The organism is Methylobacterium sp. P5_C11 (assembly GCF_054049775.1).
Genome location: NZ_JBFULS010000001.1, coordinates 93,977 through 107,096 on the forward strand (window position 1 = coordinate 93,977; position 13,120 = coordinate 107,096).

Below are 13,120 nucleotides of genomic sequence, written 5' to 3' on the forward strand. Positions count from 1 at the left end.
GACGCCTGCGGCGCCTCGGCCGCGAAACCTTGCGGCCGCTTTGCGCGTAAGGTGCGGGAACGAGGATCGCCCCGCCCATGAACGCCTTCATCGCCGTCGTCCTGGTCTGCGCCAACGGTCTTGCCCAGGATGCCTGCACGGACGCCCAGGCCATGGAGGTGCGCAAGGTCCGGGTCGCCAACGAACTCGGATGCGCGATGGGCTGGCAGGAGATCATCGCCCGCACCGAGCGACGCGACGAGATCGGCAAGAGCGCCTACCTCAAGACCGAGTGCCGCCGGGTGAAGGCGGCGGAGTGAAGCCGGCGCGGCACCGCTACTTGTCGTACTTGATATAGGCGAAGCGCGGATCGGTCGGCGTGCCTTCGAGGCCCTGTCCCTCCAGGGCCGGTTGCCAGGCGACGACCTCCTCGATCTTCCGGGCGAGGGCGAAATCCTTGTCGGTGATGCCCTTGGCCGCGTGGTTCATCAACCGCACCTCGACCCAGGCGTAGGACGCCGTGATGTCCGGATGGTGCCACGCCGCCTCGGCGAGGTGCCCCACCGCGTTGATCACCATGAGCGTACCCTTCCAGCCGGCCGTCTTGTAGGTACGGCGGATCCATCCGTCCTCGAGACGCCATGTAGGGAGCTCGGCCTTCAGTCGTGCCTCCACGGTCGCGTCGTCCAGAGTAGCCTCGCGTCGCTCGGTCATGATCGCCTGTCTCCCAAGATATCCGCGACAGAGGGTGCCGCCGCTTCCGGTTGCGCGCAAGCGTGTGTGACACGGTGGACGGAAACCGGTGTGAGCCCTATGACCTTTCTCCAATGGCGTCCGGCCCGGTCCGCACTCCAATCTGCCGCTGCGGAAGACTGCGCAATACGATGGGAGAAGGCGTGATGCTGTCACGGCGCGCGATGCTCGCCGGTGGCCTGCTCGGCGGCCTCGGCCTGCGCGCGGCGCGCGCGGACATGCCCACGATCCGCCTCGGGAGCCTGCCCTTCGGGACTTCGACCTGGGAGGCGGCGGTGATCAAGGCCCGCGGCCTCGACACCGACAACGGCTTTCAGCTCGACGCCGTGAAACTCGCCGGGAACGACGCCGCCCGTATCAGCTTCATCGGCAATCAGGTCGACACGATCATCGGGGACCTGCTCTGGGCCGCCCGACTCGGCAATGACGGACAGGCGGTACGCTTCATCCCGTACTCGACGTCCGAGGGTGCCGTGATGGTGCCCGCCGGGAGTGCGGTGAAGAGCCTCAAGGATCTCGACGGCAAGCGCCTCGGCGTCGCCGGCGGCCCCCTCGACAAGAACTGGCTGCTGTTGCGGGCACAGGCCAAGGACGCAGCCGGCATCGACCTCGAACGCGCCGCCGAGATCGCCTACGGCGCACCGCCGCTGATCACGCTCAAGCTCGAACAGGGCGCCCTCGACGCGGCACTGACCTATTGGACCTACTGCGCCCGCCTGGAAGCCAAGGGCTACCGCCGGCTGGTCGGTGCGGAGGACATCATGCACGCCCTCGGCGTCCCCGGCGACGTGGCCCTGATCGGCTACCTGTTCCAGGACACCACCGTGAAGGAGAAGCCCGCCGCCGTGGCGGCCTTCGCCCGGGCTTCGCGGGCGGCGAAGGACATGCTGGCGGCGGATCCGAGCACGTGGCAGATCGTGCGGCCGCTGATGGCTGCCGAGGATGATGCGACCTTCGAGGCGCTCAAGCGCGATTTCCTGGCCGGCATCCCGCGCCGTCCGGTGGCGGAGGAGCGTGCCGATGCCGAGAAGCTCTACGCCGTGATGGCGCGCCTCGGTGGCTCGCGCCTTGTCGGCAAGGGCGACGCGCTTCCTCCCGACCTCTACTTTACCGGCCGCAATGGTTGAGACGGCCCCCCGGCGGGCCTCCGTCCTGGCGATCCGGGCAGCCGGGACCGCATGGGCGCGTTGACCCGCATCGCGTCCCTGGTCGTGCTGGTCGCCGCCTGGCAGATGGCCGCGGTCGAGGCGGGATCGCGCCTGCTGCCGGCCCCGCTGGCCGTGCTGCGCTTCGTCGTTCAGGAAGCCGAGCGCGGCGACCTCGCCCACAATATCGGCATGACGCTCCTGCGGGTGGCGATCTCGTTCACGGTCGCGATGGTCCTCGGCGTCGCCCTCGGGGTTGCCCTCGGACGCTCGAAGGCTGCCGACCTCGCCCTCGACACGCCGCTCCTCGTCCTGCTCAACACCCCGGCCCTGGTGATCACCGTCCTGGCCTATGTCTGGGTCGGGCTGACCGAGACCGCAGCCATTCTGGCGGTGGTCCTCAACAAGCTCCCGAACGTCGCGGTGATCGTCCGGGAGGGCGCCCGGAATCTCGATCCCGGGCTCGACGAGATGGCCCGCGCCTATCGGCTCGACCGGCGCAGCTGGGCGCGCGATATCCTGATCCCGCAGCTCCAGCCCTACATGGTCACGGCGGCGCGGTCCGGTCTCTCCCTCGCCTGGAAGATCGTGCTGGTGGTCGAACTGCTCGGACGCCCTGACGGGGTCGGCTTCGCGATCAACTACTATTTCGTGCAGAGCACCGACGTGGCGGCCATCATCGGCTACAGCCTCGTGTTCATGGCCGTGATGATCGGCATCGACGTCCTCCTGCTCCAGCGGCTCGAAGCCCATGTCCGCCGCTGGCGCTGAACCCGTCCTCCAGGTCGCGATCGCGTCGAAATGGTACCGGCCGCGGGGCGCCGAGCCGGTCGAGGCCGTCCGCGACCTCGCCTTCGGCGTGGCCCGCGGCGAGGTCGTCTGCCTGATCGGACCCTCCGGCGCCGGGAAGACCACCGCGCTGCGGATCCTGCTCGGGCTGGACGCCGCGTTCGACGGCCGCGTCTCCGGTGCGGACCAAGCCGGCATCGTGTTTCAGGAGCCGCGGCTGCTGCCCTGGCGCAGCGTCGAGCACAACGTGCGCCTCGGTCTGCCCCGGGCGCGGCGCGGGCGCGACCTCGACGGATTGTTCGCGCGGCTCGGCCTGACGGCGTGGCGGTCCAGCTATCCGAAGGCGCTGTCGCTGGGCATGCAGCGGCGGGTGGCGCTCGCCCGCGCCCTGGCGGACGGGCCGCGCATCCTGGTGCTCGACGAGCCGTTCGTTTCCCTCGACGATGCCGCGGCGGCGGAGCTGCGCGCCCTCGTCGTGGATACGGTGGACGAGACCGGCATGAGCGTCCTGATGGTGACCCACAACGTCGCCGAAGCGATCGGGATCGCGGACCGGCTGCTGCTCGTCTCCCGGCGCCCGGCGACCCTCATTGCAGACGTCCCCCTCGACCGCCCGCGCCAAGGCCGCGACCGCGCCTGGGCCGAGACGACCCGGGCGACCCTCGCCGAACGGTATCCGGGGATCATCGCGCTCTGATCTCTTCGTTTTCCGACCAAGCCGGCGCTTGCGACCCTTCTCGGCCGTAGGCGCTAGACCCGACCCCGTTCTTCAGCGGGTACGAGACTGCGCGTCGGGTCCTGCTCTCAGACGGGGTTGTCTGACGTGTTACGCGGCCCGTGTCGATTTCAGTCCCGGCGCTTCAGGGGGTGAGACCTGAAGCGTCCTACTGCGTGATCAGCAGCTTGCCGCCCAGCGGCCCAACGCCTTTGGGCACCGGGACGCTCGTGGCGTCGTAATTCGCGTTCAGGTACAGGTTCGGCCCCTCGTAGAGGTTCACCTGCTGAGCCACCACGACAGTATAGGCCGACTGATCGGCCACGGGCTGATTGGCATCGATGACGAGCCGGCCCGAAGGCAGGTAGATCGTGCCGAGCATGGTGCGCGCGTTGTTGCTGATGATCCGGTAAGTCCGCATCGGCTTCGTCTGCCCGAGGGGCAGGGGCGTCGGCGGGATGCTCACGCCAAGATCCAGGGCATTGGCGATCAGCGCCGGATCGAGCGGATTGGAGACCGTCGTCTGCTCGGCCATCAGCAGGCCTGCCATCTCTCCCGACGTCGGCGCCGTGAGGCTGATCGTCGTATCCTTGTCGAAGAGCAGGCCGCCCTTGTCTCCGCTGAAGTAGAAACCCACGCCGGACGCCGTCAGCGTGGCCTTGTCCTTCACGATCAGCGGCCCGTCCTTGAAGATGTAGATGCCGGGATTCATGACGACGACTGCGTTCTTTTTGATCTGCAGCCCGCCACAATAAGTTCCAGGATCCAGCGTCAGGTCCTTATCGATCGTCGCCGTTTTGCCGATCGGCAATAAGTTGAACGGGAAAGGCAGGGTGGTACAGGTTCCGATGGGCGGGTTGGCACGCCCCTTCAGCGGATCCGCGATCACCGGGCATCCGGTCTGCGGCGGAGGCGCGAAGTTCGCGCGTACGCCGATATAGCCGCCGGCCGAGCAGATCGTATCGGCCCGCGCGATCGAGCTGTCGCCGCCCACCATCCCCATCGGACTTGTCGAATCGGAATAGAGTGAGCAGCCGTTGGCGGTGACCTGAGCGTTCTTCTGCAGGTTGAACGCCCCCGGTGCCGCGGGGTCGAGGGTGAGCATGCACAGCCGCATCTTGCCGACGACGCTGGCCTTGGCCTGCACCGACACAGTCGCGGCACGCATGCCGACGAAGGGGCCGAAGGCGAGCTTCACCGTATCCTGAACCCGCGCCGACACGCTGGACTTATCGCTCGCCACCTGCACGGTCACCGCGAAGGGCTGGTCAGGCGAGGGTGGCGCGCTGCTTCGGATCGCCTGCTCGGTCACGCCTTCCACTGCGGGAATGCTGGAGGCCGCGAGCTTCATGGTGTTCCCGCCGGAGAGCACGCCGACATCTACGGCGTTCTGCAGCTGCGCACGGCGGGAGGCGATGCGGGCGTAGTCGATACCGCCGCCGACCAGGCCGAGCAGGACCGTGGAACTGAGCGCGAAGGTGAGTGCGACGCCGCCGCGGCGATCACCACCGAACAGACGGTTACGCGTGGAGATCCCGTGCAGAACGGCCCTCAATCGGTCGCGCGCCGTCCCGAACTCCAACATACCGCGAGGGCCTTGAGCCAATAAACGCCTGCTCGTTCCTACACAGGTGGGGATAGCGCCGCGGTTAACTCCCCGCCGTGCCATCGCTGCTCAGCAAGGTCTCTGGAAGCATGCTTAACGCATGCGCCAACGCGACGGATGTCTATCGCGAAGGACACAGGGCCGAGCGGGACTCTGCCGCGACAAGACCAACGCCAGGGCGGTAACGAACAGGTCGATCCGTTCTCGGGCATGCTGGATCGCGCACCGAGACGACGCAGTCCCGGCACCGATCAGCTCGGAATCATCCGCGGGGCAGCCGGCGTCGGCGCGCGCCGTCGTGAGGTGCGTGATGCAGAGCGCGCCGGCTCAGTTCGCCTTCGCGTCGACTTCGAGACGATCGAGCACGGCCGCCGGCGAGCGCGCAGCGCCGAGGTCGATGAAGCCGATGCCGGCCGGCTCCTTCGACCGGGCGTGAAGCACGAGCTTGCCGGGCTTCATCACGAACTGGCCCATGGCGGCGCCGATACCCTTCGCGGCGGCGCTGTTGCCGAGGATGATCGGCACGCCCAGCAGGCTGGCGGTGACGTATTCCTTGCGCAGTTCGTCCGGCTTGAGGCTGAGATCCTTCGATTGCGCGGTCAGGAAGCGCTCGAACAGGCCGGCATTCTCCACCGTCACGTCGAGGCTCTTGGCGCTGCCCGAGAACATCACCATGGTGGCGGCCGGAAGGGTGCCGGAGAACAGCTCGGGGCCGATACCGCCCAGGGTGCCGGACAGGCGGACGGTGCCGATGTCGCGTCCCGACACCGTGACTTCCCGCAACGCGAGGTCGCGCGCCTTCTCGTCCAGCGTCGCATCGGCCACGAGGTCGAGATCGAGGTCCCGGTAGCCATAGGCCGGCAGCATGCCGACGATCGGCGCGCCGGCCAGGAGGTTCGCGGGAAGGCTCAGGCCCGAGAGGCTGAAGCGGCTCGTGCTGGGAACGCCGTCGCTCGGCGGTCCGAAGGCGAGGGTCGCCTCCCGCAGGGCGATCCGGCGGCCCGGCTGCGGCGACACCGTGACGGCCAGGGGATTTGCCGGCTCGGCCGGCTTGGGAGCGGTCGCCTTGCCTGTGACGGCGCGGCCCGGCTCAAGGACCGGGCTGCGCCCGTCGCGGAGCGGCCCATGGTCGGCCTCGGGCTCCGACGGCAGGTCCATCGACAGGTCGGTCAGGGTGAGATTGCCGAGCTTCGGTGTCAGGCGCCGCATCTCGGCATCGGAGAAGCCCGGTCCCGTTGCGGGCTCGGCGGCGATTCCCTTCAGCGCCGCGACGGTCGGGGCCAGGGAGGTGCCGAGGAGCGCGAGACGCCCGACATGGGCGCGCAGGCTGCCGCGCGATAGCGAGAGGTCGTCGAGAACGGTGCCGGCATCGGGTCCCGCGGATGTGTAGGCGGCGCGTCCGATCTCGAACAGTACCGGTCCCTTGGGATCGGCGTCACTCACGCTCAGGCCGCGCATCTCCAGGCTGCCGACGGCCGTCGCATCGATCAGGTCGGCCGCCGCGCCGGCCAGCGGACGCCGGTCGCTGGAACCGTCGAAACCGCCGCCTACGATCGCGAAGGCCCCGCTCCAGCCGTCCGGTACCTGCCGGCCGCCGAGGTCGCGCCCATCGAGGCGTGCGATCTTAACGGTCGTTCCCCGGGCGTCGGAATAGGTGACGTCCGAGACCTGGATCGTCCCGTAGACCCGCTGGATCGGCCCTTTGCCGTCACCGGGGACCGTATAGAGCCGGCTGAGTGCCGCGAGATCGAGGTCGGTGGCGCGCACCTGCCCGTAGGTGCCCGAACCCCGGTTCGGGCCGGCAACGGAACTGACCGTGGCCCCGGCTGCCGTCAGCTCTCCGACGCGACCGGCTCTGATGTCGCGGGCGACGACGTCGCGATAGGTGACCGTCTGACGGTCGTCACCGGGACCGGCATTCTCGGAAGTCAGGACCGGGACCGTCAGGCTGCCGGCATCGAGCTTGGCCAGACGCTGTTCCCATGGCACCGGGGAATCGGGCCGCAGGATCGCCGCCAGATCCTCCTTCGACAGGCGCGTTCCGCTCGCCGTCAGCTTGGGGGCCTTGAGCAGCGTGCCGCCGAGCGGGACGACCACATCGGTCACCGTCACGTCCTGAACGGCGGCAGCACCCTCCTGCGCGGAGACCGGCACCGGGACGCCTGCAAGCCCGAGCAGGACCAGGGCGCCGGTCGCCGCCAAGGTCGACCGGAGGCGGAAGCGGGCCTTCGGGTGGATCATGGCTGCGTCCGGATCGGGGCTATCAGAGGATCGCTTAGCCGTGCCGCGTTTTGCCGGTCGAGGCAATCGCGCGCATCGGATCGGGCGACCGAGCCGGGATCGGTGTCGTACGAAGGCAACGGCGCGGATGCGCCAGGTCGGCGCTACAACGAGAAGGAGGTGCCGCAGCCGCAGGACGCCGTGGCCAGCGGATTTTCGATCTTGAAGGACTGGCCGATCAGGTCGTTCACGAAATCGATGGTGGAGCCGCTCATGTATTCGAGCGAGACCGGATCGACGATCACCGTGGCGCCGTCGCGCTCGATCGTCACATCCTGCGCCTCGCGGGTTCGGGATATGTCGAACGCGTAGGAGAAACCCGAACAGCCCCCGCCGTTGACGCTGATCCGCAGCGACGAGCCGGCCGGCTCCGAACCCATGATCTCGTTGATGCGCTTGGCCGCGCGGGCGGTCAGGGTGATCTCAGACATCGGTCTATGGCCACGCATTCATTCGGTGGACGGCGCGCCCCGCCCGTTGCCGGGGACGCCGAGGCCCACAAGATATGGGGCGCGAGCCCGCGCCGCAACGCGCCGGTTGGAGAGTGGTCATGTGCAGGGTGCGTGCGTTTGCGAGCGGATGCCGTGCGATCCAGCGGTGAGCGCTGGCGTGCGCCTTACGCCACCGATCCGGCGCGCACCCGGGGACGCCTGATCCCGGAGGTCGGCTCGCCGACCCGCAGCGACTTCCAGCGCGACCGGGACCGGATCATCCACTCGACGGCATTCCGGCGGCTGAAGCACAAGACACAGGTCTTCGTGCATCACGAGGGCGATCACTATCGCACGCGCCTGACCCACACGCTGGAGGTCAGCCAGATCGGGCGGGCCATTGCCCGTGCCCTGGGGCTCGACGAGGATCTCGCGGAGGCGCTGGCTCTCAGTCACGACCTCGGCCACACCTGCTTCGGCCACACCGGGGAGGACGCGCTCGACGTCTGCATGGCTGCCTACGGTGGGTTCGATCACAACGCCCAGGCGCTGCGGATCGTCACGCGGCTGGAGCGGCGCTACGCGGGCTTCGACGGGCTGAATTTGGCCTGGGAGACGCTGGAGGGCCTCGTCAAGCACAACGGTCCGTTGCTGACTGCGGACGGACAGCCGACGCCCCGCTACGCGGCGCGCGGCATCCCGGCCGCGATCCTGGAATACGACGCGCTCAATCCGCTGGACCTGTGGAGCCAGGCGGGTCCCGAGGCGCAGGCGGCCTCGCTCGCCGACGACATCGCCTACGCGGCCCACGATCTCGACGACGGCCTGAGAGCCGGCCTGTTCGAGATCCAGGAATTGCGCGCCGTCCCCTTCCTCGCCGGACTGCTCGACGAGATCGACCGTCTCCATCCGGGCTTGGAGCCGTCGCGGATGATCCACGAACTCGCGCGCCGCGTGATCACGCGGTTCGTCGAGGACGTGATCCGCGAGGGGGGGCGCCGCATTGCCACCCTCGGCCCGCGACGTGTCGAGGACATCCGCGGGGCGGATCAGGCCGTCATCGTCTTCTCACCGGAGATCGCGGCAGCCGATGCCGAGATCATGCGCTTCCTGTGGGAGCGCATGTACCGCCATCCCGGCGTCGTGGCGGTGCGGCGGAAGGCCGACGCCATCGTCCACGATCTGTTCGCCGCCTTCACGGCGGCCCCGTCGCGGATGCCCGAGGAATGGAGTGTCGGCCTGGACGGTGCCCCGGCGGCGCGGATCGCCCGCCGGGTCGCTGACTACATCGCCGGCATGACCGACACCTACGCCGTCCTGGCGCACCGAAAGCATCACGCCACGACTCCTGACCTCCACTGGGAATTGCCGAGCCGCGGGTTACCCCTCGCCGAGCCCTGAGACCCGGCGAGGCCGCCGCGCGCTTCAGCAGCCGCAACCGCAGGTATAGCTGCCGTAGCAACCGCCATACCCGTAGCCGCCGTAGGCCGCGGGATAGCCGTAGCCGTACCCGCCATAGGTGGCCGGGTAGCCATAGCCGCCATAGCCGTATCCGCCGCCGTACCCGTAGCCGCCATAGAGGCTGCCGGCGGCCAACCCGAGGCCGAGCCCGATCCCCGCACCGGCCAACCCGTAGCCCAGGGCGCGGCCATACCCGCGACGGTAGCCGTATCCGCCTCCGTAATAGCCACGGCCCGCGAAACCGCCCCGGTAACCGTAGCCCCCACGGAAACCGCCGTGGAACCCGCCTCCGTGGAAGCCGCCGCCGCGGAAGCCGCCGGCTTCCGCGCCGGGAGAGGCCAGGATCAGGGCGCACACCGCCGCACCTGCAATCGTCAAGGTCTTCATCAGTAACTCCGCGATCGGGACGCCACGATCGCTGGTGATGACACAGCGTCATCTCGGGCAGGACAAGGCTGGCCGTGCGCGATCCGTATTCGTCGCACGGGATAACGCGCGCGCCGGGTGGGCTTGGTTACCGGATCGGTGCCCGGAACGGCGCGATCCCGGCCTTGGCGCACCGCATGGTGCCGTGACACCCCTCCGCCCCCTTGCTAGACGGCGCGGGCGGGCCACACGACGAGATCCCCGCGCAAGCGAGACCGAGACCGATGAACATCTTCGCCCTGTTCGAGGCGCGCGTGCGCGAGGCCGTGGAAGCGCTGACCCGCGCCGGCCAGCTGCCGGAAGGCCTCGACCTCGGCCGCGTGGTGGTCGAACCCCCGCGCGATGCGTCTCATGGCGATCTCGCCACGAATGCCGCCCTGGTTCTGGCCAAGGAAGCGCGGACGAACCCGAAGGTCCTGGGCGAATCCCTGGCGGCGGAGCTGCGCAATGACCCGCGGATCGTCGAGGCGAGCGTCGCCGGGCCCGGCTTCATCAACCTTCGGCTCGATCCCGTCATCTTCCACGCGGTCGTGCGCGATGCGCTGGCCTCGCCCGAGACGTTCGGCCGCGCGCGGCTGCCCGGCGGCCCGATCAACGTCGAGTACGTCTCGGCGAACCCGACCGGACCGATGCATGTCGGCCACGGCCGCGGCGCCGTGTTCGGCGACGCCCTCTGCAACCTCCTCGTCGCCGCCGGACGGCAGGTGACCCGGGAATACTACATCAACGATGCGGGCGTTCAGGTCGACGTGCTCGCCCGGTCCGCCTTCCAGCGCTACCGGGAGGCCCTGGGTGAGCCCTTCGCCATCGCGGAGGGGCTGTACCCGGGCGACTATCTGAAGCCGGTCGGCGCCGCCCTGGCCGAAGCCCACGGCCGCGCGCTCCTCGACCAGCCGGAGGCGGACTGGCTGCCGCTCGTCCGCGACACCGCCCTCGGCATGATGATGGGCATGATCCGGGCCGATCTCGAGGCGATCGGGATCCGGCATGACGTGTTCTTCTCCGAGCGCACGCTCCAGGAGAGCGGGGCGGTCAAATCGCTGCTCGCAGAGCTGCGTGAGAAGGGGCTCGTCTACGAAGGTCGCCTGCCGCCGCCCAAGGGGCAGTTGCCGGAGGATTGGGAGGATCGCGAGCAGACGCTGTTCCGGACCAAGGAATTCGGCGACGACAGTGACCGGCCGCTGCTGAAATCGGACGGTTCCTACACGTATTTCGCCTCCGACATCGCCTACCATCGGGCAAAATACCTCGCGGGCGCCACCGAGCTGATCGACGTCCTCGGAGCCGATCACGGCGGCTACGTGAAGCGCATGCAGGCCGCCGTGAAGGCGGTGAGCGCCGGCGAGGCGACGCTCGACGTCAAGCTCTGTCAGCTGGTGCGGCTGTTGCGCGCAGGTGAACCCGTCAAGATGTCGAAGCGGGCCGGCGAGTTCGTGACCCTCCGGGACGTGATCGACGAGGTCGGCCGCGACGCCATCCGGTTCATGATGCTGTTCCGCAAGAACGACGCGACGCTGGATTTCGACCTCGCCAAGGTGGTGGAGCAGTCGAAGGACAACCCGGTCTTCTACGTCCAGTACGCCCACGCCCGCGTCCGCTCGGTGCAGCGGCAGGCGCGCGAGGCGTTCCCGGATGCCGACCTGTCGGCAGCGGCGCTGCTGGACGAGGCGGACCTCGGCGTTCTCAGCGATCCGGGCGAGATCGAGATGATGCGGCTGATCGCGCAATACCCGCGGGTCCTCGAGTCCGCGGCCCTCGCGCACGAGCCGCACCGGATCGCGTTCCATCTCTATGAACTGGCGTCGGCGTTGCATAGTTTCTGGAACAAGGGCAAAGACTTGCCGCAATTACGGTTTGTTAATGCAACCGACCGAAAGTCGACCTGGGCGCGGCTGGCGCTCATCGAGGCTCTGCGGAGCACGCTTGCCGCCGGCCTTGCGATTCTCGGTGTGACCGCGCCGGACGAGATGCGATAGGCCCGGACGCATCGGGCCGGTCGCCGGCGTTGATGTGAGGATGCTGCCATGACGAACGCTTCGCGCGCTCAGGTCGATCTGGACGCCCTCGCGCGCGATTTGCGTCACGAGAAGGCACAGGCGCCGCAGGGACCGGGTAAGGCAGATCCGCTCGCGGAACTCGCCCGCATCGTCGGTCAGGACGACCCGTTCCGCGCCCTGCTGGCCGCGCGCGACGAGATTCGGGCCACCCCCGCCGCCCAGGCCCAATCCGGCTGGAATGCACGGGTCGAGCCGAGCTTCGCGCCGGAAGCCGCGAAGGCGACGCCGGCCGACGCGTTCGACCAATACCTCGCCTCGGTGGAGCAGGACACGCACCATGAGGCCAACGCGTACACCGCGAATGCCGATGCCGTGCAGGACGGCGTCGATGAGTCCTACCCGGACGGTCCCTCGCTGCGCCGCGCGAATCCGCGGCGGCGTCTGCTCTCGGTCGGTGCCGGGATTGCGGTCGTGGCGGTCGCCGTCACGGGCGCGCTGACCTACAAGGGCATGAGCAATGCCGGCCACGGCGGTGTCCCCGTCGTGCAGGCCGATTCGACGCCCCTCAAGGTCGCCCCGAAGGTTGCCGACGGTGTCGAGATCCCGGATCAGAACCGCCAGATCTACGATCCGAAGGGCAAGAAGGACGGCCAGATCAAGATCGTCAACCGCGAGGAGCAGCCCCTCGACGTGGCCGAGGCCGCCCGCGCGGCACAAGGCCCGTCGCAGCCGTCCGGCGCCCAGGGCGGCACGACGCCGGGCAACGGGCCGTTCGAGGCGTTCGGGGAGCCCCGTCGCGTTCGGACCGTGGCGGTGAAGCCCGAGGCCCCCCCGGCGGCGCCCGCGCGGGAGACGCCGGTCGAGGCCGGTCCGGCACCGATCCCCACAATGGTCCTCCCCGGCGACGAGCCGGCTCCGCCGGCGCCCTCCAAGGCGAAGCCGGTCCGTCAGGCGGCCGCATCCATGCCGGTCGCGACAGCCATGCCCGTCGAGGCCCAGCCGGATGTTGCGGTCGAGCCGTCGGCGCCCAAACCGGTGGCCGCGAAGCCGCCGAAGGCCGCCCAGCGGATCGCCGCCGTTACGCCGGCAACCGCGCCCGACACGACAGCCAGCACGTCGACCGCGGACGATACCGCCCTGAAGTCAGGCCCTGTGGGCGGCTTCTCAGTCCAGCTCGGCGTGCGCGGCTCCGCCGCCGAGGCAAAGGCCGCATTGCGGCAGATGCAGGCCAAGTACACGCAGCTCGCCGGCAAGCCGGAGCTGATCCGGCAGGCCGAGGTCAACGGCAAGACGATCTTCCGCGTCCGGGTCGGCCCGTTGGAGAAAGCCGAGGCCTCGGGTCTGTGCAGCGCCCTGCAGGGCGCGGGCGGCCAGTGTTTCGTGGCCAAGAACTGACGCCCTCACGGAGTGCCGCGCCGGTCACCGTCCGACCGAGTCCTGACGGCAACAGGGGCGGCACGTTCCGCCCCGCAGCGACCCGGAGCCGCGGTTTGGTCTTGCCGGCTCCCCGTTCCCGCCCGAGTCTGCCGGCACCGATT

The 13,120-nt window shown here is 69.2% G+C and carries 12 protein-coding genes; 7 read left to right on the plus strand and 5 right to left on the minus strand.

Features of this window, described 5'->3' with window-relative positions; genetic code table 11:
* Positions 1–77: 77 nt before the first annotated feature.
* A complete protein-coding gene (locus tag ACXJKQ_RS00405) occupies positions 78–299 on the plus strand; it encodes a hypothetical protein (protein WP_457103786.1) in 222 nt (73 codons plus the stop codon).
* 16 nt (positions 300–315) lie between these two features.
* Here ACXJKQ_RS00405 and ACXJKQ_RS00410 read toward each other — a convergent pair whose 3' ends face one another.
* The gene (locus ACXJKQ_RS00410) at positions 316–693 is read right to left on the minus strand and encodes a 4a-hydroxytetrahydrobiopterin dehydratase (protein WP_457103787.1); all 378 of its coding nucleotides are present in this window, start codon (positions 691–693) and stop codon (positions 316–318) included.
* Positions 694–878: 185 nt separating this feature from the next.
* Here ACXJKQ_RS00410 and ACXJKQ_RS00415 point away from each other — a divergent pair, with 185 nt between their 5' ends.
* From ACXJKQ_RS00415 to ACXJKQ_RS00425, 3 genes are read left to right on the plus strand one after another with little or no spacing between them, the layout of a single operon-like run.
* Positions 879–1,859: an ABC transporter substrate-binding protein gene (locus tag ACXJKQ_RS00415; protein WP_457103788.1), complete on the plus strand. Its 981-nt coding sequence runs from the start codon at positions 879–881 to the stop codon at positions 1,857–1,859.
* A gap of 51 nt (positions 1,860–1,910) precedes the next feature.
* Positions 1,911–2,648 (plus strand): ABC transporter permease, encoded by a 738-nt coding sequence (locus ACXJKQ_RS00420; protein ID WP_457103789.1) that lies wholly within the window; start codon positions 1,911–1,913, stop codon positions 2,646–2,648.
* Positions 2,629–3,363 carry an ABC transporter ATP-binding protein gene (locus tag ACXJKQ_RS00425; RefSeq protein WP_457103790.1) on the plus strand — a complete coding sequence of 245 codons (735 nt, stop codon included), beginning with the start codon at positions 2,629–2,631 and terminating at the stop codon, positions 3,361–3,363. The genes ACXJKQ_RS00420 and ACXJKQ_RS00425 overlap by 20 nt, the downstream gene beginning before the upstream one ends.
* A 187-nt stretch (positions 3,364–3,550) precedes the next feature.
* Here the strand turns inward: ACXJKQ_RS00425 and ACXJKQ_RS00430 are convergent, their stop codons facing one another.
* From ACXJKQ_RS00430 to ACXJKQ_RS00440, 3 genes are all read right to left on the minus strand, one after another.
* Entirely contained in the window at positions 3,551–4,966 is a 1,416-nt protein-coding gene (locus tag ACXJKQ_RS00430; RefSeq protein WP_457104057.1) for a TadE/TadG family type IV pilus assembly protein, read from the minus strand.
* A gap of 348 nt (positions 4,967–5,314) precedes the next feature.
* A complete protein-coding gene (locus ACXJKQ_RS00435) occupies positions 5,315–7,228 on the minus strand; it encodes a hypothetical protein (RefSeq protein WP_457103791.1) in 1,914 nt (637 codons plus the stop codon).
* Positions 7,229–7,371: 143 nt separating this feature from the next.
* Positions 7,372–7,698, minus strand: a complete 327-nt coding sequence (locus ACXJKQ_RS00440; protein WP_457103792.1) for a HesB/IscA family protein — start codon at positions 7,696–7,698, stop codon at positions 7,372–7,374.
* A gap of 153 nt (positions 7,699–7,851) precedes the next feature.
* On the opposite strand from ACXJKQ_RS00440, the gene ACXJKQ_RS00445 reads away from it, so the two are divergent.
* Positions 7,852–9,099, plus strand: coding sequence for a deoxyguanosinetriphosphate triphosphohydrolase (locus tag ACXJKQ_RS00445; protein ID WP_457103793.1), 1,248 nt, complete (start codon positions 7,852–7,854; stop codon positions 9,097–9,099).
* A 24-nt stretch (positions 9,100–9,123) separates the two neighbouring features.
* Here ACXJKQ_RS00445 and ACXJKQ_RS00450 read toward each other — a convergent pair whose 3' ends face one another.
* Positions 9,124–9,546, minus strand: coding sequence for a hypothetical protein (locus ACXJKQ_RS00450; protein ID WP_457103794.1), 423 nt, complete (start codon positions 9,544–9,546; stop codon positions 9,124–9,126).
* Between the two features lie 263 nt (positions 9,547–9,809).
* Between ACXJKQ_RS00450 and argS the strand changes: the two genes are divergently transcribed.
* Both argS and ACXJKQ_RS00460 read left to right on the plus strand, forming a co-directional pair.
* Positions 9,810–11,561, plus strand: a complete 1,752-nt coding sequence (argS, locus tag ACXJKQ_RS00455) for an arginine--tRNA ligase (RefSeq protein WP_457103795.1) — start codon at positions 9,810–9,812, stop codon at positions 11,559–11,561.
* 48 nt (positions 11,562–11,609) lie between these two features.
* A complete protein-coding gene (locus ACXJKQ_RS00460; protein ID WP_457103796.1) occupies positions 11,610–12,977 on the plus strand; it encodes an SPOR domain-containing protein in 1,368 nt (455 codons plus the stop codon).
* Positions 12,978–13,120: the final 143 nt, after the last annotated feature.